This window comes from uncultured Bacteroides sp. (assembly GCF_902491285.1).
Classification (GTDB): domain Bacteria; phylum Bacteroidota; class Bacteroidia; order Bacteroidales; family Bacteroidaceae; genus Bacteroides.
On sequence record NZ_CABUHK010000035.1, the window covers coordinates 15,789 to 41,922 of the forward strand.

At 44.3% G+C, this 26,134-nt stretch carries 25 protein-coding genes; 9 read left to right on the top strand and 16 right to left on the bottom strand.

From position 1 onward, the window contains the following. Positions 1–12 precede the first annotated feature (12 nt). From ndk to RDN93_RS10845, 8 genes are all read right to left on the bottom strand, one after another. On the bottom strand, positions 13–477 hold the full coding sequence (gene ndk / locus RDN93_RS10810) for a nucleoside-diphosphate kinase (RefSeq protein ID WP_308745535.1): 465 nt from the start codon (positions 475–477) through the stop codon (positions 13–15). A gap of 223 nt (positions 478–700) precedes the next feature. After that, entirely contained in the window at positions 701–2,797 is a 2,097-nt protein-coding gene (gene recG, locus RDN93_RS10815) for an ATP-dependent DNA helicase RecG (protein ID WP_308745536.1), read from the bottom strand. Then, positions 2,798–3,457 (bottom strand): 2-C-methyl-D-erythritol 4-phosphate cytidylyltransferase, encoded by a 660-nt coding sequence (locus RDN93_RS10820; protein WP_308745537.1) that lies wholly within the window; start codon positions 3,455–3,457, stop codon positions 2,798–2,800. Between the two features lie 11 nt (positions 3,458–3,468). Beyond that, positions 3,469–4,020 (bottom strand): DJ-1 family glyoxalase III, encoded by a 552-nt coding sequence (locus tag RDN93_RS10825; RefSeq protein ID WP_308745538.1) that lies wholly within the window; start codon positions 4,018–4,020, stop codon positions 3,469–3,471. 30 nt (positions 4,021–4,050) lie between these two features. Continuing rightward, positions 4,051–4,929: a TonB family protein gene (locus RDN93_RS10830; RefSeq protein WP_308745539.1), complete on the bottom strand. Its 879-nt coding sequence runs from the start codon at positions 4,927–4,929 to the stop codon at positions 4,051–4,053. A gap of 6 nt (positions 4,930–4,935) precedes the next feature. Beyond that, positions 4,936–5,352, bottom strand: a complete 417-nt coding sequence (locus RDN93_RS10835; protein WP_308745540.1) for a biopolymer transporter ExbD — start codon at positions 5,350–5,352, stop codon at positions 4,936–4,938. 80 nt (positions 5,353–5,432) lie between these two features. Then, complete coding sequence (locus RDN93_RS10840; RefSeq protein WP_308745541.1) at positions 5,433–6,146, bottom strand: MotA/TolQ/ExbB proton channel family protein; 714 nt, start codon at positions 6,144–6,146, stop codon at positions 5,433–5,435. Continuing rightward, complete coding sequence (locus tag RDN93_RS10845; RefSeq protein ID WP_308745542.1) at positions 6,146–6,859, bottom strand: pyridoxine 5'-phosphate synthase; 714 nt, start codon at positions 6,857–6,859, stop codon at positions 6,146–6,148. The genes RDN93_RS10840 and RDN93_RS10845 overlap by 1 nt, the downstream gene beginning before the upstream one ends. 147 nt (positions 6,860–7,006) lie before the next feature. On the opposite strand from RDN93_RS10845, the gene RDN93_RS10850 reads away from it, so the two are divergent. Beyond that, on the top strand, positions 7,007–7,876 hold the full coding sequence (locus tag RDN93_RS10850) for an NAD kinase (RefSeq protein WP_308745543.1): 870 nt from the start codon (positions 7,007–7,009) through the stop codon (positions 7,874–7,876). Positions 7,877–8,039: 163 nt separating this feature from the next. Here the strand turns inward: RDN93_RS10850 and RDN93_RS10855 are convergent, their stop codons facing one another. Then, entirely contained in the window at positions 8,040–8,912 is an 873-nt protein-coding gene (locus RDN93_RS10855; RefSeq protein ID WP_308745544.1) for a hypothetical protein, read from the bottom strand. Positions 8,913–9,096: 184 nt separating this feature from the next. On the opposite strand from RDN93_RS10855, the gene mdh reads away from it, so the two are divergent. The 5 genes from mdh (at position 9,097) to RDN93_RS10880 (ending at position 15,217) form a co-directional block, all read left to right on the top strand. Beyond that, complete coding sequence (gene mdh, locus RDN93_RS10860) at positions 9,097–10,038, top strand: malate dehydrogenase (RefSeq protein ID WP_308745545.1); 942 nt, start codon at positions 9,097–9,099, stop codon at positions 10,036–10,038. Between the two features lie 276 nt (positions 10,039–10,314). Then, positions 10,315–11,769, top strand: coding sequence for a TolC family protein (locus RDN93_RS10865; RefSeq protein WP_308745546.1), 1,455 nt, complete (start codon positions 10,315–10,317; stop codon positions 11,767–11,769). Between the two features lie 11 nt (positions 11,770–11,780). Continuing rightward, positions 11,781–12,773, top strand: coding sequence for an efflux RND transporter periplasmic adaptor subunit (locus RDN93_RS10870; protein ID WP_308745547.1), 993 nt, complete (start codon positions 11,781–11,783; stop codon positions 12,771–12,773). Positions 12,774–12,775: 2 nt separating this feature from the next. Continuing rightward, entirely contained in the window at positions 12,776–13,957 is a 1,182-nt protein-coding gene (locus RDN93_RS10875) for an ABC transporter permease (protein WP_308745548.1), read from the top strand. Continuing rightward, on the top strand, positions 13,958–15,217 hold the full coding sequence (locus tag RDN93_RS10880; protein WP_308745549.1) for an ABC transporter permease: 1,260 nt from the start codon (positions 13,958–13,960) through the stop codon (positions 15,215–15,217). It begins immediately after the preceding gene. Between the two features lie 157 nt (positions 15,218–15,374). Here the strand turns inward: RDN93_RS10880 and RDN93_RS10885 are convergent, their stop codons facing one another. After that, the gene (locus RDN93_RS10885; RefSeq protein ID WP_308745550.1) at positions 15,375–15,968 is read right to left on the bottom strand and encodes a porin family protein; all 594 of its coding nucleotides are present in this window, start codon (positions 15,966–15,968) and stop codon (positions 15,375–15,377) included. Positions 15,969–16,367: 399 nt separating this feature from the next. On the opposite strand from RDN93_RS10885, the gene RDN93_RS10890 reads away from it, so the two are divergent. From RDN93_RS10890 to RDN93_RS10900, 3 genes are all read left to right on the top strand, one after another. Beyond that, the gene (locus RDN93_RS10890; protein ID WP_022136495.1) at positions 16,368–16,733 is read left to right on the top strand and encodes a BlaI/MecI/CopY family transcriptional regulator; all 366 of its coding nucleotides are present in this window, start codon (positions 16,368–16,370) and stop codon (positions 16,731–16,733) included. 18 nt (positions 16,734–16,751) lie between these two features. Beyond that, positions 16,752–18,569: a M56 family metallopeptidase gene (locus RDN93_RS10895; RefSeq protein ID WP_308745551.1), complete on the top strand. Its 1,818-nt coding sequence runs from the start codon at positions 16,752–16,754 to the stop codon at positions 18,567–18,569. A gap of 187 nt (positions 18,570–18,756) precedes the next feature. After that, positions 18,757–20,652, top strand: coding sequence for a TlpA disulfide reductase family protein (locus RDN93_RS10900; RefSeq protein WP_308745552.1), 1,896 nt, complete (start codon positions 18,757–18,759; stop codon positions 20,650–20,652). 147 nt (positions 20,653–20,799) lie between these two features. On the opposite strand, the gene RDN93_RS10905 is transcribed toward RDN93_RS10900, so the two are convergent. The 6 genes from RDN93_RS10905 to xseA form a co-directional block, all read right to left on the bottom strand. Then, on the bottom strand, positions 20,800–21,900 hold the full coding sequence (locus RDN93_RS10905) for an Mrp/NBP35 family ATP-binding protein (RefSeq protein ID WP_308745553.1): 1,101 nt from the start codon (positions 21,898–21,900) through the stop codon (positions 20,800–20,802). A gap of 90 nt (positions 21,901–21,990) precedes the next feature. Beyond that, complete coding sequence (trmB, locus tag RDN93_RS10910; RefSeq protein ID WP_308745554.1) at positions 21,991–22,749, bottom strand: tRNA (guanosine(46)-N7)-methyltransferase TrmB; 759 nt, start codon at positions 22,747–22,749, stop codon at positions 21,991–21,993. Between the two features lie 112 nt (positions 22,750–22,861). Then, positions 22,862–23,467 (bottom strand): DUF975 family protein, encoded by a 606-nt coding sequence (locus RDN93_RS10915; RefSeq protein WP_308745555.1) that lies wholly within the window; start codon positions 23,465–23,467, stop codon positions 22,862–22,864. 47 nt (positions 23,468–23,514) lie between these two features. Then, positions 23,515–24,546 (bottom strand): branched-chain amino acid aminotransferase, encoded by a 1,032-nt coding sequence (locus RDN93_RS10920; RefSeq protein WP_308745569.1) that lies wholly within the window; start codon positions 24,544–24,546, stop codon positions 23,515–23,517. A 41-nt stretch (positions 24,547–24,587) separates the two neighbouring features. Beyond that, entirely contained in the window at positions 24,588–24,797 is a 210-nt protein-coding gene (xseB, locus tag RDN93_RS10925; protein WP_308745556.1) for an exodeoxyribonuclease VII small subunit, read from the bottom strand. A gap of 62 nt (positions 24,798–24,859) precedes the next feature. After that, positions 24,860–26,092: an exodeoxyribonuclease VII large subunit gene (gene xseA, locus RDN93_RS10930; RefSeq protein WP_308745557.1), complete on the bottom strand. Its 1,233-nt coding sequence runs from the start codon at positions 26,090–26,092 to the stop codon at positions 24,860–24,862. Positions 26,093–26,134: the final 42 nt, after the last annotated feature.

Sequence of the window (26,134 nt, forward strand, 5' to 3'; positions counted from 1 at the left end):
TTGTCAATTCATTTAATATTCGTCGTTTGCATACAGGTAGTCAAAAGTAGCCTGTTTGTAATCGAATATTTCTTCCGGTTTAAAAAATCTCATTAATTCGACAGCCGCAGTCTCCGGTGAATCGGAAGCATGAACAATATTCTCTTGAAAGCTCATACTGTAATCCCCACGAATAGTTCCCGGGGCCGCCAGACGTCCGTTAGTCGGTCCCGCCAACGTACGGACTGTTTGAATAGCATCCACACCTTCAAAACAACAAACGATAACAGGAGCTGTCATCATGGAATCTTTCACACGTTGAAAGAATTCCCTGCCACTGAGGTGGGCATAATGTTCGCTTAGCAATTCATCTGTCAGTTGCATCATCTTCATGCCGGCCAACCTTAATCCTTTACGTTCGAAGCGATGAGTAATCTCACCAACCAGCCCCCGTTGAAGGGTACATGGTTTTAAAATGACCAGCGTTTTTTCAAGCATAATACTCGACTTTTCAAATGGTTAAACGATACATTTACTAAAAAAATTCCTTCAAAGATAGTATTTTCCTTTGAAACAGCAAGGAAGTTATTAACTATTTTTCAGACGATTAGCTCTGACAGCAAGAAAGATTCGCCCTCTAAACTCCTATGAATAGGGAGAATAGGGCAAAAATATGTTATGCAACACATTTACGCAAATAAACTGTATGTTTAACCGTTTTTCAACTAATAGCAGCCCAGTTAACATTCGTTTTCCGCAGGGATTTGAGTTGCCGCCACAGGATTTCATTCTCCGGATTCTGAGCTGTTGGGTCTTGTTCAACAATTCCTTCGGCTATGGAGCGGACATATTGAAGCAATTGTCCGTCACGGGTAATATCAGCTATCTTCAAATCGAAAGCGACACCGCTTTGCTGGGTTCCTTCAAGGTCGCCGGGACCGCGCAGCTTCAAGTCGGCTTCCGCTATTTCAAAGCCATCATTGGTACGCACCATGATTTCAAGCCGTTTGCGGGTATCCTCGGTCAGTTTATAATTAGTCACCAGGATACAATAAGACTGGTCGGCGCCACGCCCTACCCGACCACGCAACTGGTGCAACTGTGACAGTCCGAAACGTTCGGCATTTTCAATAATCATCACCGAAGCGTTGGGCACGTTCACTCCTACTTCGATTACTGTAGTGGCTACCATTATCTGTGCATTTCCCGAAATGAAAAGCTGCATCTGCTCGTCTTTCTCGGCAGATTTCATTTTGCCATGCACTTTGCAAACCGTACATTTGGGAAATTCTTCGAGAATATGCTGATAACCTTCTTCAAGGTTCTTCAAATCAATCTTTTCGCTCTCCTTTATTAAAGGATAAACGATATAGACCTGACGTCCCTCGTCGATTTGCTTCTGTACGAAACGGTACATACTTTCCCGGCGATTGTCAAACTGGTGGACGGTGGTTATCGGCTTCCGACCGGGGGGAAGTTCATCAATAACGGAGACATCCAAGTCACCATACAGGGTCATCGCCAAGGTACGGGGGATAGGTGTCGCAGTCATTACAAGTATATGCGGCGGTTGGTTATTCTTACTCCAAAGACGGGCACGTTGCGCTACTCCGAAGCGGTGTTGTTCGTCAATGACGACAAAGCCTAATGAGGAGAAGTTGACAGTATCCTCGATGACGGCATGAGTCCCTATCAGGATATGCACGTCACCGGTCAGCAGTCCGGCAAGGATGGCTTCTCTTTTTTTCCCTTTGATGGAACCGGTCAGTAGTTCGACACGTACATCCATTCCGAAAAGCAACTCCTTTATGGTTTCATAGTGCTGGTTTGCCAGGATTTCGGTAGGCGCCATCATACATGCCTGATACCCATTATCCAAGGCAAGCAGCATACTCATCAGGGCAACGAGCGTCTTTCCGCTACCGACATCCCCTTGTAAAAGACGGTTCATCTGCCGACCGCCGCCCACGTCGTTGCGGATTTCTTTCAACACACGTTTCTGCGCTCCGGTAAGTTGGAAAGGCAGGTTCTTTGCATAAAATGTATTGAATACGTCGCCTACTTTTTCAAAGATATAGCCACGGTATCTCCGTTGCCTGTCTTTGGCATATCGAAGGATATTGAGCTGTACATAAAACAGTTCTTCGAATTTAAGACGATACTGCGCCCTGCGAAGCAAGTCAGGATTCGTCGGGAAGTGTATATTCCGAAGAGCTTCCGTCAGCGGCATCAAGTGATGCTCTGCCAACAGTTTGGGAGAAAGCGTTTCGGGCAGAGGTTCCTGTATCTGCTGAATCACAGTCGCCATCATCTTCTCAATCGCGTGGGAATTGAGGAAGCTGCGTTTCATCTTCTCCGTTGTATTATAATAAGGTTGAAGACCTATGGAAGAAAGTTTCAGGTCGTCCGTCTTGTCTATGTCGGGATGGGCTACGTTGATACGGCCGTTGAAAACGGTCGGTTTGCCGAAGATGATGTATTCTTCGTGGAGTTTATATTTGCCTAAGATATACTTTATCCCTTGAAACCACACTAAATCCACAACTCCCGTTCCGTCTGAAAAGTGGGCGGTAAGACGTCGCTGCCGGCCTTCGCCGATAGTTTCGAAGCCGAGAATCTCTCCTTTCAGTTGGATATACGGCATATTGCCATCTATTTCGTGGATGTAATAGATGCGGCTCCGGTCAACGTATTTGTAAGGGAAGTAATAAATCAAGTCGTGCAAGGAGTAGATTTCCAACTCCTTGTTTAATACAGCAGCCTTCTGCGGCCCTACACCGGAGATAAATTTTATGTCGCGTGTGACTAAATCGAACATTTACAACAGAGCACTCCCCACTTTCAAGTCGAAAGGAGTTGTTATTTTTATATTTTCACGATTACCTTCTGCCAGATATACAGGCACACCCATTGCTTCCACTACCGAGGCGTCATCAGTAAAGAATGGGGTAAACTCTTGCTCATAAGCCTGTTTCAGCAATTCCACGTCAAAGACTTGAGGTGTCTGCACCAGTTTATAGTCATTGCGGCTGACCGTTTCACTACCGTCATTTGTCAAATGGCGCAGTGTCTCGACTACATCAACCACCGGAATCACGGCTTTCCGCTCTCCCGCCAAATCGTAACAACGTTGAATCACTTCTACCGAGACAAACGGACGGACACCATCATGCACTCCCACCAGTCCGGGTGCCTGCACCAACGCCAGACCATTCTTTACCGAATGAAAGCGTGTCCCGCCACCGTCGGCAATCAGATGTTCCACATCAAAGCCGTGCTCCTCACAGAGCTGCTTCCAAAAGTCCTGCTGTTCTTTGGGGAGCACTAATATTATCTGAAGTGTGGCATCATACTTCCGGAATACTTCCAGTGTATGCATCAACACAGGCTTACCGCCGACAGGAAGGAATTGTTTCGGAAGTTCACTCCCCATCCGCAAGCCCTTTCCACCGGCGACAATAATTACAGATTTCTTCATGGACAGGCAGCTTAGCGTTTTACACACATCGCTTCCACCAGTTCTTCTACTTTTTCTTTACCTGCCAACAGGTCAACGATAGTCAAAGCAAATTCCATGGCAGCGCCCGGCCCCATGCCCGTAATGATGTTTCCGTCACGGACAACGTGTTCACTGACACATTCCGCACCTTCCAGATATTGTTCGAAGCTGGGATAACAAGTCGCTTTCTTGCCTTTCAACAGTCCCAGCTTACCCAACACCATCGGCGCCGCGCAAATGGCTGCGATAGGTTTGCCTTTCTCAGCGAAGTTGAGGATTAACTTACGCAATCCTTCATGCTTGTCGAGCGTAGCAGCTCCCGGCATTCCGCCCGGTAAGAATAAAAGTTCAGCATCGAAGAAATCACAATTCTCAAAGTTGACGTCACAAAGGACAGACACGTCATGCGCACCGACTACAATTTCGTCCGGTGTGACGGATACGATTGCTACGTTCAGTCCGGCACGTCTCAGTGTGTCGATAGTGGTAAAGGCTTCAATTTCTTCAAAACCATCTGCAAAAAATGCGTACACAGTTCCCATAATGCTATCTATTTTTGGTTAATGATACTTCTATTTAAAATTAAAATAATAGGTGATTGTTCCCGTTTGGTTGGTCACCATTTCCACTGCTTCAAAACGAGCTTTCTTAGCCGCATCCAAAGCAGCTTTGCGCAAAGTCTGGTCAGAGGTATTCGTCAGAGAAAGGTTCACACTGGTCCCTACGACCAATCCTGCGGGGTTTACAGTGATATTCACTACAACGCGTCCTTCCTCCCGCACATTACATTCCGGCTTCGGCAAACGAGTGCCTGCACCTAAAGAACGTCCGCCAAGGTCAAATGTTCCCTCGCCACCTGTTCCTGTTTTGGCTCCGATAGAAGAATTACCTTCCTTGCTGCCTTCGGTTCCCGTGCCACCAGCTGATGTTCCTTTGTTTCCTTCCATCTGCGCTCCTTTGCCGAAAGCACCGGCAACTCTCTTTCGGGCAGCTTCTTCGGCAGCCTTACGTTCGCGTTCCGCCTTTTCTTCGGCGAGCCGTTTAGCTTCCGCAGCTTTCTCCGCTTCGGTTTTCTCAGGCTTTTTCACAGGTTCCTTCGGCTTGGCTACTTCTTTGGGCTTCACCGTTTCCTTTTTAGGTTCTTCCGTTTTCGGTTTCAAAGTGACTGTTTCTTCTTCGGTCTGCGTCAGTAAATCCTGTTCGGAAGGAAGTTCCGGTTCAGTCTCCGCAGGGGCTGCCGCATCCTCATCCAGCACGTCCACATCTACCAGCGAAGGATCGTCGAAACCGCGTGCCGACTCCACATCCCCCATCATCACAGGTATTCCACCCGCGTCCTCATCCGGCTGGGGGACAGTAAAGCTCACCAGAATCAAAAGAGCAACCACTGCCACATGCACCAAAAGTGCACCCAGCGCTCCTATATATTCACCCTTTTTTCTTCTGTCCATTATTCCTTATTTGTTTTCAGGCGGGCGCGTAGCCAGCACCATCTTAAAATGATTCTCGTTTGCGATGTTCAACACCCGCACTATCTCGCGGTAGGGTACTGATTCATCCGCATACAATGCCACATACATTTCAGGCTCCTTCTCCGCACAACTCTGCAAGAATGAAGTCAGGTCGTTCAATGCTACCTGTTGCTCCTTCTCATTGCCGAAAGCGGCATAGAAGTTCAAGTCCTTATCAATAACAACTCTTGTCAGCGGTTTTGCCGAAGTCTGCTGCTTGCCTTGAGGCAACAACACTTTTATGGCGTTGGGCGACACCACCGTAGAGGTTATCATAAAGAATATCAGCAACAGGAAGATGACGTCCGTCATGGAAGCCATACTGAAATTGGGCGATACTCTATTTCTTCTTTTTAATCCCACTTTGTTAGTGTTTAGTGGTTAGTGATTAATGATTAACGTTCTCGGTTACTTTTCCACTTTTAGGTGGGCTCGTTCAGTTTTCAGGTGGGCTCGTTCAGCAAGTCCATGAATTCCATTGTGCGGGATTCCATCTTGTTCACCACACGGTCTACCAGCATCACCAGGTAGTTGTAGGCGAACATGGCAATGATACCGACAATCAGACCGCCGACCGTGGTAATCATAGCTTCGTAGATACCGCCGGAAAGCAACGTGATATCAATATTTCCGCTTCCGGCGTTTGCCATTTCGTAGAATGCACGCACCATACCGGTCACCGTACCGAGGAATCCGAGCATCGGAGCACCACCGGAAATGGTCGCCATCACCGTCAAGCCTTTTTCCAGTTTCGCCACTTCGATATTGCCGACGTTCTCAATGGCAGCCTGCACATCGTTAATAGGACGTCCCAGACGGCTGATTCCCTTTTCTATCATACGTGCCGAAGGGGTGTTCATCGTGCGGCAATAGTTGATGGCAGCTTTGATTTCACCGCTGTGGATATAGTCTTTTATCCGTTCCATAAACATAGGGTCTTCTTTTCCCGCCTTACGGATCATATAGTTACGTTCAAAAAGGATATAGAAGCAAACTACGGACAACAGGCCCAGCACAATCATAATCCAGCCACCCTTGACAGCCATATCAAGCATATTCATTTCAGGAGCGTTCACCTCTGTCAGAACAGGATTGGCGGTAGCCAGCGAGTCGGCCATATTCACAGCCCCTTGGGCTAACAAAATCATTGCATTCATCAGCGTAGACAGTTTTTATATTCCTGAACGGTACGTTCCAGTCCCAAGTAAAGTGCATCGCTAATCAATGCATGCCCGATAGAGACTTCGTCCACCCAAGGAATGTTTTTATAAAAATAGTTCAAATTAACAAGACTCAAATCGTGTCCGGCATTCAGGCCGATACCTAGCTTGCGGGCAGTCTTGGCGGCTTCGATAAAAGGAGCGATGGCTGCTTCCGGATTCTTCGGATAGTCCGTTGCATACGGTTCCGTGTAAAGTTCCACACGGTCGGCACCTGCTTTTGCCGCATATTCTACCATTTCGGGGTCGGCGGCCACAAAGACGGAAGTACGGATACCCGCGCTGTTGAACAGGTCGAGGACTTCGGTCAGAAATTCCAGGTTTGCTTTTGTATCCCAACCGGAATTGGAAGTAATCTGTGAAGGGGCATCGGGCACTAAGGTCACCTGATGCGGCTTTACTTTCAGCACCAGGTCTATAAAGTCCGGTGACGGATAGCCTTCAATATTAAATTCAGTCCGCAACAAAGGACGCAAATCATATACATCCGAACGACGAATGTGGCGCTCGTCGGGACGAGGATGAACGGTAATACCGTCTGCTCCAAAAGATTCACAATCAAGCGCTACCTTTACTACATCGGGAACATTTCCCCCGCGAGCATTTCTCAGTGTAGCAATCTTGTTTATGTTTACACTTAATTTAGTCATAGTTCTACGTTATATTTGCCGCAAAAATACAAATATTATTATTAGTTGCCTAATAATACGAAACGCATTCTCGGTTCTTTTTTGGTTATTTAAAGTAGAAATCCAAGAAAAAATGCCAAATTTGCAACCGAAACCAATATACAGTTTATGAAATTTGCCATCTTCGGAAATACGTATCAGGCTAAAAAGTCCTCTCATGCCGCCAATCTGTTCCGGTTGCTGAAAAAGCAAGGAGCGGAAGTCTGTGTATGCAGGGAGTTCTACCAGTTCCTGATTTCAGAGCATATGGAAATCGAAGCCGACCAGTTATTTGACGGTGACGATTTTACGGCCGACATGGTAATCAGTATCGGCGGAGACGGAACTTTCCTGAAAGCTGCCCGCCGGGTAGGCAGAAAGGGAATCCCTATTCTTGGCATTAACACAGGGCGTCTGGGTTTTCTTGCTGATATTTCTCCCGAAGAGATGGAAGAGACATTCAACGAGATTCAAGCCAGAAGATACAGCGTTGAAGAACGGAGCGTACTTCAACTTATCTGCAACGGCACTCATCTGCAAACCTCTCCGTATGCTTTAAATGAGATTGCCGTACTTAAACGGGACAGTTCTTCTATGATTAGTATCCGTACTGCCATCAACGGGGCATTTTTGAATACTTATCAAGCCGACGGATTAGTGATTGCCACTCCAACCGGTTCGACTGCTTACTCTCTAAGCGTGGGCGGACCGATTATGGTTCCTCACTCCAACACTGTTGTCATTACTCCTGTAGCTCCGCATAGCCTCAACGTCCGTCCTATCGTCATACGTGATGATTGGGAAATCACGTTAGATGTGGAAAGCCGCAGCCATAACTTTCTGGTCGCCATTGATGGTAGCAGTGAAACGTGCAAGGAAACGACTCAGCTCACTATTCGCCGTGCCGACTATAGCGTGAAAGTAGTGAAACGCTTTAATCATATCTTTTTCGATACGCTTCGCAGTAAAATGATGTGGGGAGCGGATGGCAGAAGATAATCTATTGGTTTCATGGGATGAAACACTTTGCTTCACGGTGAGAAACTAAAGTTTCTGTTACTTGAAACTAGAGTTTCAAGCAAGTGAAACCAACCTGGAACTTGCTTCTAAAAAAGGGAAGACGTGTAGAAAAAGGTACTACTCTCCGATAGAACAACTTTTTTTAGTTTAATGTAAACGTTTGCGAACCTATCAGATTACCACCTTCGAAGACATCGACACGATAATCTCCGGCATATAGAAATTCTTCCACATCCCAAAATACATTGACGTTCTGTTCTTCTCCGTTGTATTCGATATACTTTTTAATAGAATAGGTCAGTGTACGATTCTCATAAGTAAAAGTATTGGATGCACTCTTAGTCAATGCATCGTTGTCCGGCTTGGTAATACGTATATAAATGGTACGCTCACCGTTTTCGGCAGTTATATTCTTTACGACAGTGAAGCTGATAGCCAACTTGACTACATCTTTCACCTTCTTCGCTACTTTACCGCGTTTGTTGCGTGGCTCTATACGAATATTGGTGGCATCAAGCTGAGCGGCTAATGTCACTTTCTTATCCAAATTCTTCTTTTCCTCGGCAAGATTGCTGATTTGTTGCGAAGCCTGATTGTATTTCTTTGTCACATCAGCGATGACCAGCTTCTGCTGTTCAGTCAGTCTGTTCAGTGAGTCAATCTGATTGATATACCCAATCATTACCTTACGCAGGGTAGCCAGTTCTTTCTTCAAACGACGGATTTCTGTTGCGTTCGAGCTTTTCACCGTGCGAAGTTCCTCCAGCAAACGCTGGGTTTTCAACTGCTCCTGTTCCAGCAATTGAGACAAAGAGTCGTTGGAGATTGTCGTCTTCAACTCATCATATTGTTGTGCAAAACGGGTGTATTCATTTTCCAAATCTTCCTTGTCCAACTGAAATTCCTGCACCAACTCACGGTTAGCTTGTTTTTCAGTAAACAATAAATAAGTGATACCAATAATTGCTATTACCAAAACAGCTACAGCTGCAATAAGAAGACTTTTTTTACTCATAGTTCCAGGGTGTTAATTGATAACCGCCGCAAAAGTAATCATTTCGTAACAGAGTATCATAGAATAAGGCATTTTCTTTAACTAAAATTATTACGGAAAAATTTCTTTAATTAGGATTATCGTTGTAATTTTGTCGCGCAAAATAGATGAAACAAATTATCAACTTTTTAAATATATAAGTATTATGTCAAAAGTAACCGTAGTAGGCGCAGGTAACGTAGGTGCTACATGTGCAAATGTACTTGCTTTCAATGAAGTAGCAGACGAAGTAGTAATGCTGGACGTTAAAGAAGGCGTATCAGAAGGTAAAGCAATGGATATGATGCAGACAGCCCAATTGTTGGGTTTCGACACTACTGTAGTAGGCTGCACGAACGACTATGCTCAGACTGCTGACTCTGACGTTGTTGTAATTACTTCAGGTATTCCTCGCAAGCCGGGTATGACTCGTGAAGAACTTATCGGTGTGAATGCCGGCATCGTTAAATCCGTAGCACAGAACATCTTGAAATATTCTCCTAACGCTATCCTTGTTGTAATTTCTAACCCGATGGATACAATGACTTACCTGTCATTGAAAGCTCTCGGCTTACCGAAAAACCGTATCATCGGTATGGGTGGCGCTTTGGATAGCTCTCGTTTCAAATATTTCTTGTCTCAGGCTTTGGGATGCAACGCCAACGAAGTAGAAGGTATGGTTATCGGCGGTCACGGTGATACTACAATGATTCCGTTGACTCGTTTCGCTACTTACAAAGGTCTGCCTGTAACTAACTTCCTGTCAGAAGAAAAACTGAACGAAGTTGCCGCTGCTACTATGGTAGGTGGTGCTACTCTGACTAAGTTGTTGGGCACTTCCGCATGGTATGCACCGGGTGCAGCAGGAGCATTTGTTGTTGAATCAATCATCCACAACCAGAAGAAGATGATTCCTTGCTCTGTATTCCTGGAAGGTGAATACGGTGAATCAGATCTTTGCATCGGTGTTCCTGTAATCCTTGGCAAGAACGGTATCGAAAAAATCGTTGAACTTGACCTGAACGCTGACGAAAAAGCAAAATTTGCTGCAAGCGCTGCTGCTGTTCACAAGACTAATGCCGCTCTGAAAGAAGTAGGTGCTCTTTAATAAAGCAAATCCCCTTACATTTATATATTAAGAAAGGCTGCTCTTCGATACTGAAGGGCAGCCTTCTTTCTTTTTCCCTCCTCCTCCCGTCTTGTTATATTTTTAAAAAAAGCTAATTCTTTTTGCGCTTTCATAGAAAGCACATACATTTGCATCGTTGTTTATGCAATTATTGTTTAAGCTAACAAGTATAAAAAACAGACTACTTCAATAAACAAATTACATAAGAACAGGGTTATTAAATAGAAGTATCACCTTATTAATATGCAAGATGCGATGAAAAAACTATTTCTCCTGACAATTCTGTTAAACCTGACTTTTATAGTAAAAGCGCAAACTTTACTGAGCCTGGATAGTTGCCGCGCATTAGCCCTTACCAACAATAAAGACCTGTTGATAAGCGATGAAAAGATAAATGCCGCCCATTACCAACGAAAAGCCGCATTTACCAACTACTTACCCAGCTTCTCGGCAACCGGAGCTTACATGAGAAATCAAAAAGAGTTTTCTTTATTGAACAATGACCAGAAAGCCGCGCTTTCGGGAGTGGGAAATAATCTGGCGCAGCCATTAGAGCAAGCTGCAGGAATTATAGCGAGCCTGCATCCGGAAATTGCATCCAAGATTCCCGAATTAGGCGCCAGTTTGATTTCTGCCCTGAACAATGCAGGAAATTCTTTAGTAGACGCGCTCCGCACGGATACAAGAAACGTGTATGCAGGTGCCATTACATTGACGCAGCCCTTATATATGGGTGGCAAAATCCGTGCCTACAACAAAATTACAAAGTATGCCGAGGAGTTAGCCCAGGAGCAACATCAAGGTGGCATGCAGGAAGTGATTATGAGTACCGACCAGGCTTACTGGCAGGTCATTTCGCTGGTAAACAAAAAGAAGCTGGCGGAAGGATATCTGAAACTCCTGCAACAACTGGACAGTGATGTGGAAAAGATGATTGCCGAAGGAGTAGCCACCAAAGCGGACGGTTTATCCGTACGGGTAAAAGTCAATGAGGCGGAAATGACTCTGACCAAAGTTGAGGACGGACTAAGCCTTGCCCGAATGTTGTTATGTCAACTATGCGGCATTGACCTCAGTTCTCCCATTACGTTAGCAGACGAAAATATGGAGGATATTCCATTACTTACGACAGACACTCATTTCGATATGTCCACCGCCTATGCGAACCGCCCGGAGATACGCAGCCTTGAACTGGCTACACAGATTTACAAGCAAAAAGTAAACGTAACCCGTGCCGAGCATCTTCCTTCCATCGCATTGATGGGGAATTACATGGTCACGAACCCTTCTGTCTTCAATAGTTTTGAGAACAAATTCAAGGGAATGTGGAACGTAGGTGTCATGGTGCAGATACCTATATGGCACTGGGGAGAAGGTATTTACAAAACCAAAGCAGCCAAAGCAGAAGCGCGCATCGCACAATACCAGCTTCAAGACGCCAGAGAAAAAATAGAGCTGCAAGTCAACCAGGCTGCATTCAAGGTAAATGAAGCGGGTAAAAAGCTGGTAATGTCTACCAAGAATATGGAAAAGGCGGAAGAAAACCTTCGTTACGCCACACTCGGATTCAAAGAGGGGGTTATTGCTACAAGCAACGTTCTTGAAGCACAAACAGCCTGGTTATCCGCTCAATCGGAAAAGATTGACGCTCAAATAGACGTGAAACTGACAGAAATCTATCTAAAAAAATCATTAGGAACTTTGAAATAATTTATACTCATATGGCAACTACAAAATCACAAAACAGTAATATGCTGCTTGCATTCCTTACTTTACTGGGAGTTATTGCAATCGTCGCAGTCGTTGGCTTCTTCATGCTTCGCAAAGGTCCCGAAATCATTCAGGGACAGGCGGAAGTTACCGAATATCGTGTTTCAAGCAAAGTGCCGGGACGCATATTGGAGTTTCGCGTAAAAGAAGGCCAACAAGTAAATGCCGGTGACACACTAGCTATTCTGGAAGCGCCGGACGTGGTGGCTAAAATGGAACAGGCACGCGCCGCCGAAGCCGCTGCACAAGCACAGAACGAGAAAGCCATCAAAGGGGCACGCCAGGAACAAATCCAAGCAGCTTATGAGATGTGGCAGAAAGCACAAGCCGGAGTCACCATCGCCGAGAAGTCATACAAAAGAGTGAAGAACCTGTATGAACAGGGAGTGATGCCTGCGCAAAAACTGGATGAGGTAACCGCACAACGTGATGCTGCCATCGCAACCGAGAAAGCAGCGAAAGCACAATACACCATGGCAAAGAACGGAGCCGAGCGTGAGGACAAAATGGCAGCGGAAGCTCTTGTGAACCGCGCCAAAGGAGCGGTTGCCGAAGTCGAATCTTACATCAAGGAAACATATCTTATTGCTCCGGCCGCCGGAGAGGTTTCCGAGATTTTCCCGAAAGTAGGCGAGTTGGTAGGCACAGGTGCCCCTATTATGAATATTGCCGAGCTCAATGATATGTGGGTCACATTCAATGTACGCGAAGATTTGCTTAAAAGTCTGACTATGGGAACCGAATTTGAAGCAGTCGTTCCTGCGCTGGACAATAAAGCAATCAAGCTCAAGGTATATTACATGAAAGACCTAGGTAGTTACGCAGCTTGGAAAGCCACTAAAACTACCGGTCAGTTTGACTTGAAAACCTTTGAAGTTAAAGCATCTCCGATGGAAAAGGTAGAGAATCTTCGCCCGGGTATGTCGGTCATCATCAATAAATAACCATGAAAGAGAGAAAAAAGAAATATATAGCATTGTGGCAGGTCATGCAAAGAGAGTGTCGGCGGTTGGTATCACGACCGCTTTATCTCTTCTGTATGGTTATCGCTCCACTTTTCTGCTATATCTTCTTCACTACTTTAATGGACACGGGATTGCCTAAGGATCTTCCTGCCGGTGTGGTGGATATGGATGATTCGTCCACATCCCGCAATATCGTGCGCAATCTGGATGCTTTTTCACAGACAGGTGTCGTCGCCCATTATAGTAACGTAACAGATGCACGTATTGCCGTTCAGGAAGGAAAAATCTACGGATTCTTTTATATTCCCAAAGGCTTGTCCGCGGAAGCACAAAGCCAGCGGCAACCTAAGATTTCTTTCTATACCAATTATTCGTACCTGATTGCAGGTTCCCTGCTTTTCAGAGATATGAAAATGATGGGAGAACTGACTGCCGGCTCTGCTGCGCGTACCGCCCTATATGCCAAAGGAGCAACTGAAGACCAGGCTATGGGATTTCTGCAACCTATCGTGATAGATACACATCCATTGAATAATCCGTGGCTGAACTACTCGGTATATCTGTGCAATACGCTGATACCGGGAGTACTTATGTTGCTCATATTCATGGTCACGGTTTACTCTATCGGTGTGGAAATCAAAGACCGCACCGCCCGTGAGTGGTTACGCATGAGTAATAATTCTATTTATATTGCTTTGGCAGGAAAGTTGCTTCCACACACGGTAGTCTTTTTCATTATGGGGATATTTTATAATGTATATCTGTACGGATTCCTGCACTTCCCTTGCAATAGCGGTATCCTTCCTATGATATTCGCAACGCTATGTCTTGTGCTGGCATCGCAATGTTGCGGCATCGTTATGATAGGAACTCTGCCCACCCTGCGGCTCGGACTGAGTTTCGCTTCACTATGGGGAGTTATATCGTTCTCCATTTCCGGTTTTTCTTTTCCGGTGATGGCTATGCATCCGGTCTTGCAGGCTTTAAGCAATCTGTTCCCGTTGCGCCATTATTTCCTGATTTATGTAGACCAGGCACTCAACGGATATAATATGGCTTACTCATGGAGCAACTATATGGCATTATTAATATTCATGATGCTTCCTTTCTTTGTGGTTCACCGCTTAAAAGAAGCATTGGTTTACTATAAATATATACCCTAAATGAAAGATATAAAATTAAAAGACAAGATAGCTCAAGGCATCAATGACCTGTTTTATATCTGGAAGCGGGAGTTTCAGACAACTTTCCGCGACCAGGGGGTACTGATATTCTTTATACTCGTCCCGTTGGGTTATCCATTGCTGTATAGCTTCATCTATGACAATGAAGTGGTGCGTGAAGTTCCCGCCGTTGTTGTAGACGATTCTCATTCCTCCCTGAGTCGTGAATATCTCCGGAAAGTAGACGCTACACCCGATATCCAAATCGTATCTTACTGCGCTGATATGGAGGAAGCCAAACAAATGTTGAAGAACAGAAACGCGTATGGCATCATCTATATTCCTTCTGACTTTAGCGATAACATCGCTAAAGGAAAACAGACGCAAGTCAGCATCTATTGCGACATGAGCGGATTGCTTTATTATAAATCCATGCTGATAGCCAATACTGCCGTCTCGCTGGATATGAACCAGGATATTAAAATAGCCCGTAGCGGCAATACGACCGACCGACAGGATGAAATAACCGCTTATCCGATAGAGTATGAGGAGATTTCGATATTCAATCCTACTGCCGGATTCGCCGCTTTTCTGATTCCTGCCGTACTGGTATTGATTATTCAACAAACATTATTGCTCGGTATCGGTCTTGCTGCCGGAACCGCCCGCGAGAATAACCGGTTCAAAGACCTTGTACCTATCAACCGGCATTATAACGGGACTTTACGGATCGTACTCGGAAAGGGATTGAGTTACTTCCTGGTTTATATATTGGTGGCTTTCTACGTACTATATATCGTGCCGCGCCTATTCAGCCTCAATCAAATCGGACAGCCCGGTTCATTGGTGTTATTCGTTGTTCCCTACTTGGCTGCTTGCATTTTCTTTGCAATGACAACTTCCATTGCCATCCGCAATCGGGAGACGTGTATGCTGATTTTTGTATTTACCTCCGTACCCTTATTATTTATCTCCGGCATTTCTTGGCCGGGAGCTGCCATTCCTCCGTTCTGGAAGTATGTATCTTACATCTTCCCGTCTACTTTCGGAATCAATGGCTTTGTAAAAATCAATAATATGGGAGCAACTTTGAGTGAAGTGGCTTTTGAATATAAAGCTTTGTGGTTGCAGGCAGGTGTTTATTTCCTTACGACTTGTTGGGTATATCGTTGGCAAATACTGATGAGCCGCAAACATGCGATAGAGAGGTATAAGGAGCTAAAAGAGAAAGAAAACTTATCCAAGCAGGTAAGTGATTGACAGATATAACACAAGAGAGAGAAACGAACGGTATATTCTTATTATTAAGGTATGCCGTTTTTTCTTTTTCGGAAAGTAAGGATAAAAAAATCCCCCGTCCAAAGAGAGTATAGGACGAGGGATTTTAAAAAGATATTATAAAGAGAGTATAATTCTATTAGAATTTATAACCTACGCCGATAGAGAAGTTCATGTTTTTCGGATTGCTTACACCATCAGTTTTAAAATCAATAACATTAGTAAATCCAAATTCTCCATCCAAACCTACAAAGAATTTTCCTATTTCATAAGCAACGCCTACTCCAACGCCACAATCAAATCTTTTTCCTCCAAATTGGTCATCACCATCACCGAAGAAGTCAGCTTTTTCACCACCCGCTTTTACCTTTCCAGCAACACCAAATGCAAAATACGGACCAGCTTTTACTACAATATTCTGATTATCAGCAACCGCAAATCTTGCAGCAGCCAAAACTGGGATTTCAAGATACATCGGGTTAAACTTTATAGTTTCACCATCTTCATCAAATTTACCACCTTTTTGAGTTAACATCAAAGAAGGTTGAATAGACCACATATCAGTAAACTGATATTCCATACCTACTCCCACATTGAAACCAATCTTCATGTCAGTGTCCATGTCACCAGTGTAGTTACTCATATTCATACCTACTTTGGCATTCCAAGAAATCTGAGAATAAGAAACGATAGAAACAAGTGCGAATAGCACAAAAATCAAACCTTTTTTCATATCATTATTTTTTTAGTTTGCTTCCCTCTTCCCTTCGGGCAGCATTGTTAATTAAATAGTTCCATTGTCTAGTGCGGGGAATTTTCCGAACTTTACCAGCGTATCGGAACACACTGTTCATATTTAACGTCTGTTTCGTGTCCGCAAATATATTTCATTTATTTTATATAAAAAAATCCTTGATAGTCTATTTTTTGCATAAATGTTATTAAACAGTGACTATTTAGGCAAAAATCATGCCCATCCATTCGTTTTTTATGCTTAACTATTTCCAGGACAGAAAGACAATCAATATATTCTTGCAAATATTATGCATTTGCATTTATTAACCCACTAACTATTGCTTAATTACGAAATCTTCGTAGCTTTGCGAAGTATTCGTAATTAAACAACATCTCCATGGAAAAGTTAACTATACAAGAAGAAGAAGTAATGATCTACATTTGGGAGTTACAAAGCTGTTTCGTAAAGGACATCGTAGCGAAGTACACGCAACCAGCTCCGCCGTACACCACAGTAGCATCCATCGTGAAGAATCTCGAACGGAAAGGATACGTCACACCAAAACGTGTGGGTAACACCTACCAATACACTCCCGCAATTCGCGAAAATGAGTATAAACGCCATTTTATGAGTGGTGTAGTCCGCAACTATTTTGAGAACTCTTACAAAGAAATGGTTTCTTTCTTTGCCAAAGACCAAAAGATTTCGACCGATGATCTCAAAGATATCATCGACCTGATTGAAAAAGGGAAAGAAGATTAATAGAAAACACTTATTACTATGACTCCGGAATTAGCCTATTTTCTAAAGATAAATGTAGCGATAGCATTATTCTACGCATTCTATCGGTTGTTTTTCTATAAAGACACCTTCTTCCATTGGCGTCGGGTAGCTTTATTATGTTTTTTTGCCATCTCCTTACTTTATCCTTTGTTGAACATTCAAGGATGGATAAAAGCCCACGAACCAATGGTAGCGATGGCAGATCTTTATGCTACAATCCTACTTCCGGAGCAAATTATAACCCCACCACAAGAACCTACGATAAACTGGCAGGAGTTAACCATACTCTTTATGAAAATCATCTATTGGAGTGGGGTATTATTTCTGGCAACACGCTTCCTTGTACAGTTAGGCAGTATCATACGATTGCACATCCAGTGTCCCCAAAGCACCATACAAGGAACACGCGTACATCTTTTAAAGAAAGAAAACGGTCCGTTCTCTTTCTTCCAATGGATATTCATTCATCCACAATCGCATACGGAATCCGAAATCAGCGAAATCATTACCCACGAAGAAACACACGCCCGCCAATATCATTCGGTAGATGTGTTAATCAGTGAGTTAATGTGTACGCTCTGTTGGTTCAATCCGTTTATCTGGCTGATGAAACGGGAAGTCAGAGGAAATCTCGAATACATGGCAGATCACCGGGTATTGGAGACGGGACATGATAGTAAATCATACCAGTACCATTTGTTGGGACTGGCACATCACAAGGCTGCAGCAAATTTATCAAATAGTTTCAATGTTTTACCACTCAAAAATCGTATTAAAATGATGAATAAACGAAGAACAAAAGAAATAGGGAGAACAAAATATCTGATGTTTCTCCCCTTGGCTGCCCTGTTGATGATTGTCAGCAACATCGAAATGGTGGCACGTACCACGGAGAAATTCGCCAAAGAAATGATGGGACAGGCAACGACGCAAGTCATCCCTGAACCTGAAATAGCGACTATTCCAGAACTTCCTGCAGAAGAGATTCAAAAGCCAACTCTTCCACAGGATAAGAAGATAAAAGAGACAATGGAAACTCACAGCAAGAGCGTACCGGATTCTGTTGTGTTTGAAGTTGTAGAAGAAATGCCTGATTTCCCCGGAGGAATGAAAGCATTGATGGAATACCTTTCACAGAACATCAAATATCCGGCCGAAGCCCACGCCAAAGGCATACAAGGACGTGTGATTGTATGTTTCGTAGTAAAAAAAGACGGAAGTATAGATAACATAAAAGTAGTTCGAAGTGTAGACCCCTATCTGGATAAGGAAGCTATACGTGTAATCACTGCCATGCCCAAATGGAAACCCGGCAAGCAAAGAGGAGAAACAGTAAATGTCAAATTCACAGTTCCTGTTGCCTTCAGGCTAACCGGCCCCGAACCAGCTAAAGCAGAAGAAATAAAACAATCAGATTTGGAAGAAGTCGTTGTAGTAGGGTACGGTTTAAAAGAGGATTCAAATCCCGATGCAGTAGGTGTAAAAGCAGGAGATACAGAACCAACTTTCAAAGTAGTAGAAACAATGCCGAAATTCCCTGGCGGAACAGCCGGGCTGATGAAGTATCTTGCCAGAAGTATCAAATATCCGACTATTGCGCAAAAGAATAAGGAGCAAGGCAGAGTCATCATAAAAATGGTTGTAGGAAAAGATGGCAGCTTGTCAGATATAAAAGTACTGCGTAGCGTTTCTCCTTCTTTGGATGCAGAAGCCATTCGTGTAGTGGGCAATATGCCAAAATGGGAACCGGGACAGCAACGCGGACAAGCAGTTGCCGTAGAATATACCCTTCCTATTGTATTCCGGCTACAGTAAATTAATTCCCCGGTACCGCGCCCTTTCCTCATCGGTGGGGAAAGGGGCGTTCCCCGGTGCCGCACACCCCCTTCCCCGGTGCCGAACATTTCTTTCATCGGTGCCGAGAAAAATACATCTTTTTCTGCTTCCGCAAGGATAGTTACAAAAATATCCTTATATTTGTTAGCAACAAAACACTATTCATATGAAAAGATTCGCATGGATTATCGGTTTGGTACTCTGCACTATTTGCACTGTACAAGCCAAAGACAGAGTTATCGAACGTCCTCCTTTTCTTGCCTGGAACTCCAACAGTATCGAAATTGATAAAATTGTCATGAGTGACACAGTGACCACTGTATATGTGAAAGCTTACTATCGGCCTAAATACTGGATAAAAATAGCAACCGGAAGTTTTCTGAAAGATAATAACGGGGCACTTTACCCCATCCGAAAGGGAGTCGGAATTACACTCGACAAAGAATTTTGGATGCCCGAATCAGGTGAAGCAGAGTTCCAGCTCCTATTTCCGCCTATACCGGAAAATGTAACCAGTCTGGATTTCTCTGAAGGAGACTTTGACGGAGCATACAAGATATGGGGAATACAACTCAATGAGAAAAATTTCCGTAAAGCCCCGTTACCCAAAGACGCGATAATCCATAAAATCAACAAGAAAGCCCAATTACCGACACCGGAACTCGCATATGCCAAAGCTACATTGAAGGGAAAAGTACTCGGTTTTAAAGCAGATATGCCGGCAACAGGCAAATTGCATCTGAATGACCCGGTGAGATGGTTGAACTTTGCCGAAGATGTGAAAGTAAATGAAGACGGCGCTTTTCAGGTTCAAACAGATGTGATTACGGTAACTCCGGCAACACTTGTTTTCCCGTTTGCCCAAATTCCTTGCCTTCTGGCTCCCGGCAAAGAAAACTCGATTATCATCAACACCGCCGAATGCACACGCCAACAATCACACTTGCAAAAAGACAGCAAGCCATATGGAAAAAAGGCTTATTACAGTGGCTATCTGGCAGAATTACAACAAGAATTGGCGGACAACTCCATTCAGACCAATTTAGTCAGCAATCCGAGAGAAACCGTGAACGAAGTAATCGGAAAAGACATTGACGGAATAAAAAACTATTTTGTAGAAAAACGACGTGACATTCATAAACAAATAGAAGAAGCTCCTCTCAGCCTTGCCGCAAAAGAAGTCCTGAAAGCCAATACGGATATAACCACAGGCATCGGACTCTTTATGGGCAAGGATATACTGATGCGTGCACATATCATCAGCCAGAAGCTGAACAAGGAGCAGGCAAATGAATACTACATGAATACCAAAATAGAATTTCCGGACAATTATTTCGATGTACTCAAAGAACTGGTCCTCAATTCACCGGCAGATTTATACGCACCGGAATATGCATACGGGATAGGTGTGTTCGCTTCCAGAAAAGATCTTTTGGAACAGCATCTAGGTACTAATCAAGGGGTTCTGTTTCAAATGGCAGAAGCATACAGATACTACCGTTCTATCGAAGATTTCACACCGCTAACCGCCGAACAAACAGCCGCACTTGAAGCATTGCCCTCACCTGCTTACAAAGATATGCTGACAGCACTCAATGGAAAATTGCTCAAGAAGATGGAACTGAACAAACTGAAAACCGGATACAAAATCAATGAAGTCGGTGAAGTAAACAACGAGGAACTCTTTTCCACCATTATTTCCAAATTCAAAGGACATGTATTGTTAGTGGATTTCTGGGCAACTTGGTGTGGGCCGTGCAGAATGGCCAACAAAGCCATGATTCCGATGAAAGAAGAATTGAAAGATAGGGATATTCTTTATTTATACATCGCGGGAGAAAATTCGCCTAAAGGAACTTGGGAAAATATGATACCCGATATTCACGGAGAGCATTTCCGCGTGACCAACGATCAATGGAGATATCTAATGGATAAGTTCAATATCCAAGGAGTACCGACTTATTTCGTAATAGACGCCGAAGGGAATACAACTTTCAAGCAAACGGGATTCCCGGGTACAGATACAATGAAAAAGCAATTGATGAAAGCTTTGCAAAAATAAGACTACCATTCAAGCGTCACAGGACAGTCTCTATCTATCATTCAGAACGAAACGAAGAATCTCCTTTTTTGTAGTTAAAACAGGAGATTCTTCGTTTTTAAAGTGATGCCATCTCTGAATGACAAAGGCAGCCTATTTCATTATCAATTATTTATGCATCTCCACAATCTGAGTCGGCGCCATCTCAACATTCCGGCGGTCTACCTGCCGAACGACGCTTGCAGCCAATGACAAGAAAGCACGTCCCGTAATCGTATTTTCATCCAATGCAACAGGCGTACCATTATCCCCGCCCTCACAAATGCTCTGCACGATAGGAATCTGTCCCAGTAAAGGAACATTCATCTCTTCGGCCAACTTCTTGGCTCCTTCTTTACCGAAAATATAATATTTATTTTCCGGAAGTTCGGCAGGAGTGAACCATGCCATATTCTCAACCAAACCGAGAATAGGTACATTCACCTTATCATTAGTGAACATATTGATTCCTTTACGGGCATCCGCCAAAGCCACAGCCTGCGGAGTGCTGACAACAATTGCTCCTGTCATCGCCAATGTCTGGACAACAGTCAGATGAATGTCACTGGTTCCGGGCGGAAGATCAATCAGAAAATAGTCTAATTCCCCCCAGGCTGCGTCACCTATCAATTGCTTCAGTGCATTGCTTGCCATTCCGCCACGCCATAAAGTAGCCTGATCCGGATCGACAAAGAAACCGATAGACAATAATTTCACTCCATACTTCTCTACCGGGACAATCATATCACGGCCATCTATACGCTCAGCATACGGACGCGCATCTTCCACCTGAAACATCTTCGGCATGGAAGGTCCGAAAATATCCGCGTCGAGCAGACCTACTTTATAACCTAACTTAGCCAAAGCAACCGCTAAATTCGCAGATACGGTAGACTTGCCTACCCCACCCTTACCCGAAGAGATACCAATGATATTCTTCACCTGCGGAAGCATCTTGCCAACTTCCGGCCGGGGAGCCTGCTTGCTTTCTGTCGCTATCGTAACCTGTACGTCAGGAGACACATATGTGTGAATAGCCGTTTCCGCAGCCTTCAACATTGATTTTATAAACGGATCAGTCGGTTTCTCAAAGATTAACGAAAAGCTGACAGCCATACCGTCAATACGGAGATTATCAGCGACCATCTCCGCTTCCACCAAATTCTTTCCCGAACCGGGATAACGCACCGTTGCCAATGCATCCAATATCAATTTAGGATAAAGAGTCATTTTATTTACTATTTGACGATTTACAATTTACTATTTAAATTCACCATCCAGGCGGCTGCCGGTTCATTTTACGGCGATTATTCCGGCAGGCTATTTACTGGTACTCAGCCCGCTACGCTTGCTACGATTATAGCTACGATAAGAATCAAGCTCTATTTCCACATCCGGTTCCTGCAATTCGCCTTCTTGCGGGAGCAGAAACTTGATATACTTGATATTTAAACCACGATCGAGCCATTGTTGTTCATAATAAGTCTTGATGCCAAGAATATCGTCCACCAAACCGGAGTGGTATAAATCTTCCGTCATAAACTCCACCGGAAGCTGATTGGCTTCTATCATGTATTTTGTATAAGTAAACATGAAGTTGCTGTCCGTCTTCAAGTGGATAATTCCGTTCGGTTGCAAGAATTTACGGTATCTTTCCATAAAATAGGTAGAAGTCAGCCGCTTCGTCGCTTTCTTCATCTGCGGGTCGGAGAAAGTAAGCCATATCTCACTAACCTCGCCCTCGGCAAAGAAACGTTCGATGATTTCGATATTTGTACGCAGGAAAGCCACATTCTTCATTCCTGCCTGCAATGACTCCGTTGCCCCCGTCCACATACGGGCACCTTTTATATCAACTGCTATAAAGTTCTTTTCGGGAAACATCTTACCCAGACCGACGGTATATTCACCACGTCCACAGCCCAGTTCGAGCACTATCGGATGGTCGTTCTTGAAAAACTCCTCATGCCATTTTCCCTTCATGTCAAAAGGCACATTATCTACCTCCGAATAAGGATACTCGAACACGTGCGGATAACTTGCCATATCGGCAAACTTTTCTAATTTATTCTTTCCCATATCAATACTGATTAGGTCGCAAAGGTACTGATTTTGACGTAACCGACAAAAAGAAATGGAGTACAGATTTCTCCATACCCCATTCTTCCATATAGCTGAATTTATTTGTCGATTAAATCTCAACTTTCACTTCACCTCCCTGCTGTGCTTTCAAATCTTCATAGAAGGCAGCATGAGAAACTTGCACATAAGGTTGCAAGAATAAGAACCCGATACCGAAAGTAAAGATACAAAGGATAGCCCAACCGATGAAGCTCAAGTCGAGCAAGAACAACTTCATCTTGTTGTTTTCCATCATAGCCATACTCTTTTCGATAGCTGCGTTATTTTTCATCTCCGGCTCTTCTTTCAGAATATAGTCCGTCATTGCATAAGAATAATACTTGATGATGCCCGGAACAACCAACAGCAATGACCACAAAGCTGTGTAAATGCCCTGGAGCAACTTAGTTACAAAAATACGGCTATAATCCTGGAAGCCTTCAAACAGCACTCCAAAATCAATATCCTTACCTTTGTACACACCAAACATCACAATCGCAATACCGTACGCAACCGGCAGTCCGACAAACAGTGAGCACAATCCGCCGATAAAGGGAATAGCGGAAAGTCCACCGGCAATAATTGAATAAATAAGCGCAGCAACTGCTGCCATAGGCCACTTACCTTGAAGTGCCTGACGTGCTTCAGCACGTAGTTCTGAATTCTCTTTTAACATAATAAATTTAATAATTAGATAAATGTGTGTTTATTATTGGACTCCGGTTACTCCACGATGGTTACCCAACCATGTGTATCCGGTTCGTCGCCGTACTGAATCCCGCGCAACTTGTTGTACAGTTTCGTACAGATGGGGCCCGGTTTGCCATCTTTAGAGATAACGTATGATTTTCCGTTTTCCAAATCATCAATGCGTTGAATCGGACTGATTACCGCGGCAGTTCCGCAAGCACCGGCTTCTTCAAACGTTTCCAGTTCTTCTTCCGGTATCGGACGGCGTTCTACCTTGATACCCATATCTTCCGCCAACTGCATCAAACTCTTGTTAGTGATGGAAGGCAGGATAGAAGATGATTTCGGAGTGATATACGTATTGTCTTTAATACCGAAGAAGTTGGCTGCGCCACATTCGTCGATATATTTCTTTTCTTTGGCATCGAGATAGAACTCACAGGAATATCCCAGGTCGTGTGCTTTCTTGTTGGCACGCAGGCTGGCTGCATAGTTACCGCCTACTTTATAAATACCAGTTCCATGAGGAGCAGCACGGTCGAACTCACGAATGATAACATACGGATTGGTAGAGAAACCACCCTTGAAGTACGGGCCTACCGGAGTCACGAATACCACAAACATATATTCATCTGACGGATGCACGCCTACCTGTGCGCTTGTTCCGATGAGCAAAGGGCGGATGTAAAGAGAAGCACCTGTCTCATAAGGCGGAATGAAACGTTCGTTCAGTTTCACAACTTTCAGAATAGCTTCCTTGAAACGTTCAGTCGGAAGTTCCGCCATCAGGATTCCCTGACAGGTAGATTGCAGGCGAGCCGCATTTTCTTCCAAACGGAAGATACGCACCTTACCGTCTTTCCCACGGAAAGCCTTCAATCCTTCGAATGCTTCCTGTCCGTAGTGCAGACACGTAGCTGCCATATGCAGATTCAGATGTTCGTCACTACTAACTTCCAATTCTCCCCATGCTCCGTTGCGGAAATTGATTCGTACATTGTAGTCTGTCTTCATATATCCGAATGACAGATTCGCCCAGTCTATTTCTTTCATTTTATACTGTATTAGTTTATTCTTTCTTAAACTTTAATTTGCAAAAATAACTTTTATTCTTCAGATTGCCGCTTTTCTCGCAATATTTTTTCGACTTCGCGGTCTGCTTTCGTCAGTTTTTCGGTACAGAAGGCAATTATTTCATTGGCTTCCTTGATTTTCTCACTCAAAACGTCAATATCCAGTTCATTATTGTCTATCTGACGGACAATCTTTTCGAGACGTTCCATCGCCTGAAGATATGTTTCCTTTTTTGCTGCCACGATGATTGATTATTATTAATAGTTAATGATGAATGTTTCTTTTACTTCTATCCGGATGTTTGCTATTCCACTACAGAACGGGCTTCTCCTTTCGAGAAACGGGTGACTAATTTGTCTCCCTGCTTCAGCGAGGATGCGTCCGTTACCGCTTTCCCGTCCTTTAGGGTGATACTGTATCCGCGGCTTAGCAATTTATCGGGAGAGGCATCCGCTATGCGCTGTTGCAGAAGTTCCAGTCGATGGTGTTGGCGGGCTAATAGCGCCTTCGTCACTTGCGACAAATCCTTTCCGGCTGACAGCAAAGCAAAACGGGCATCCGTGAGTATCCGATGCACAAGGTTTGGGATACGGGTCTGCAGTGTTTCCAGTCTCCGCCACTCCTGCTCAAGCATCGCATAGGCTCCTTGTTGGATACGGGCGGACAATTCTTCCAAGCGGTCGGCTATTTCCGTGACTCGGTGAATCAGGAGTTCGGCTGCCGCCGTAGGAGTTTTTACCCGGGTATGCGCCACAGAGTCAAGGACTGTATCGTCGCGTTCGTGACCGATTCCGGTAATGACAGGTAACGGAAATTGTGCACACGCAGCCGCCAGCAGATAAGTATCAAAACCGGATAAATCGGAAGTTGCCCCGCCACCACGGATGATAACGACCACATCGAATTCATTCATGCGGGCATTGATACGATCTAAAGCCGCCAATACGGATTCTTCAACTTGATTCCCCTGCATCAAAGCGGGAAAAAGCTCCGTATAGAAAAAGAACCCGCCCGGATTATGCTGCAACTGATGGCAGAAATCACCATATCCGGCAGCGGTAGCAGAGGAAATAACGGCAATACGTTGCGGCAGAACCGGCATTTCCAATTCTTTATTCAGTGTCAGTACACCTTCCTCTTCCAACTGCAACAGTATTTCCCGTCGGCGGCGGGCCATGTCTCCCAGTGTATAGGTAGGGTCAATATCAAGCACTGTCAGACTGTAGCCGTAAAGTTCGTGAAACTGAACCGTCACTTTTACCAGCACTTTGATGCCGGCAGTAAACATCTGTCCGGTAGTTTCCTCGAAATAGGGTTTCAGCAAACGGTAGATATTGTTCCAAATCATACCACGCGCCTTAGCGACAAGGTTGTTGCTGCGAGGATCTTTCTGCACAAATTCCAGATAACAATGTCCGGTCGTATTGGAACGGACATCGCTCAACTCTGCCTGTATCCAGTATTCATCTGGCAGACATTGCTCCAGACTGCGGCGGACAAGCGCATTCAGTTCTAAAAGAGAAAGGGAGGAATCCATAATGGTTAATGATTAATGATTAGCGATTAGTACAATAGTAAC

Excerpts from the sequence above, each read along its gene's own strand:
- RDN93_RS10820 (WP_308745537.1), bottom strand. The coding sequence starts at position 3,457 with ATGAAGAAATCTGTAATTATTGTCGCCGGTGGAAAGGGCTTGCGGATG.
- RDN93_RS10900 (WP_308745552.1), top strand. The coding sequence starts at position 18,757 with ATGAAAAGATTCGCATGGATTATCGGTTTGGTACTCTGCACTATTTGC.
- RDN93_RS10915 (WP_308745555.1), bottom strand. The coding sequence starts at position 23,467 with ATGTTAAAAGAGAATTCAGAACTACGTGCTGAAGCACGTCAGGCACTT.
- ndk (WP_308745535.1), bottom strand. The coding sequence starts at position 477 with ATGCTTGAAAAAACGCTGGTCATTTTAAAACCATGTACCCTTCAACGG.
- RDN93_RS10875 (WP_308745548.1), top strand. The coding sequence starts at position 12,776 with ATGAAAGAGAGAAAAAAGAAATATATAGCATTGTGGCAGGTCATGCAA.
- RDN93_RS10845 (WP_308745542.1), bottom strand. The coding sequence starts at position 6,859 with ATGACTAAATTAAGTGTAAACATAAACAAGATTGCTACACTGAGAAAT.
- RDN93_RS10870 (WP_308745547.1), top strand. The coding sequence starts at position 11,781 with ATGGCAACTACAAAATCACAAAACAGTAATATGCTGCTTGCATTCCTT.
- RDN93_RS10885 (WP_308745550.1), bottom strand. The coding sequence starts at position 15,968 with ATGAAAAAAGGTTTGATTTTTGTGCTATTCGCACTTGTTTCTATCGTT.
- RDN93_RS10825 (WP_308745538.1), bottom strand. The coding sequence starts at position 4,020 with ATGGGAACTGTGTACGCATTTTTTGCAGATGGTTTTGAAGAAATTGAA.
- RDN93_RS10840 (WP_308745541.1), bottom strand. The coding sequence starts at position 6,146 with ATGAATGCAATGATTTTGTTAGCCCAAGGGGCTGTGAATATGGCCGAC.
- recG (WP_308745536.1), bottom strand. The coding sequence starts at position 2,797 with ATGTTCGATTTAGTCACACGCGACATAAAATTTATCTCCGGTGTAGGG.
- RDN93_RS10905 (WP_308745553.1), bottom strand. The coding sequence starts at position 21,900 with ATGACTCTTTATCCTAAATTGATATTGGATGCATTGGCAACGGTGCGT.
- RDN93_RS10880 (WP_308745549.1), top strand. The coding sequence starts at position 13,958 with ATGAAAGATATAAAATTAAAAGACAAGATAGCTCAAGGCATCAATGAC.
- mdh (WP_308745545.1), top strand. The coding sequence starts at position 9,097 with ATGTCAAAAGTAACCGTAGTAGGCGCAGGTAACGTAGGTGCTACATGT.
- RDN93_RS10850 (WP_308745543.1), top strand. The coding sequence starts at position 7,007 with ATGAAATTTGCCATCTTCGGAAATACGTATCAGGCTAAAAAGTCCTCT.
- xseA (WP_308745557.1), bottom strand. The coding sequence starts at position 26,092 with ATGGATTCCTCCCTTTCTCTTTTAGAACTGAATGCGCTTGTCCGCCGC.
- trmB (WP_308745554.1), bottom strand. The coding sequence starts at position 22,749 with ATGGGAAAGAATAAATTAGAAAAGTTTGCCGATATGGCAAGTTATCCG.
- RDN93_RS10830 (WP_308745539.1), bottom strand. The coding sequence starts at position 4,929 with ATGGACAGAAGAAAAAAGGGTGAATATATAGGAGCGCTGGGTGCACTT.
- RDN93_RS10865 (WP_308745546.1), top strand. The coding sequence starts at position 10,315 with ATGAAAAAACTATTTCTCCTGACAATTCTGTTAAACCTGACTTTTATA.
- RDN93_RS10855 (WP_308745544.1), bottom strand. The coding sequence starts at position 8,912 with ATGAGTAAAAAAAGTCTTCTTATTGCAGCTGTAGCTGTTTTGGTAATA.
- RDN93_RS10890 (WP_022136495.1), top strand. The coding sequence starts at position 16,368 with ATGGAAAAGTTAACTATACAAGAAGAAGAAGTAATGATCTACATTTGG.
- RDN93_RS10895 (WP_308745551.1), top strand. The coding sequence starts at position 16,752 with ATGACTCCGGAATTAGCCTATTTTCTAAAGATAAATGTAGCGATAGCA.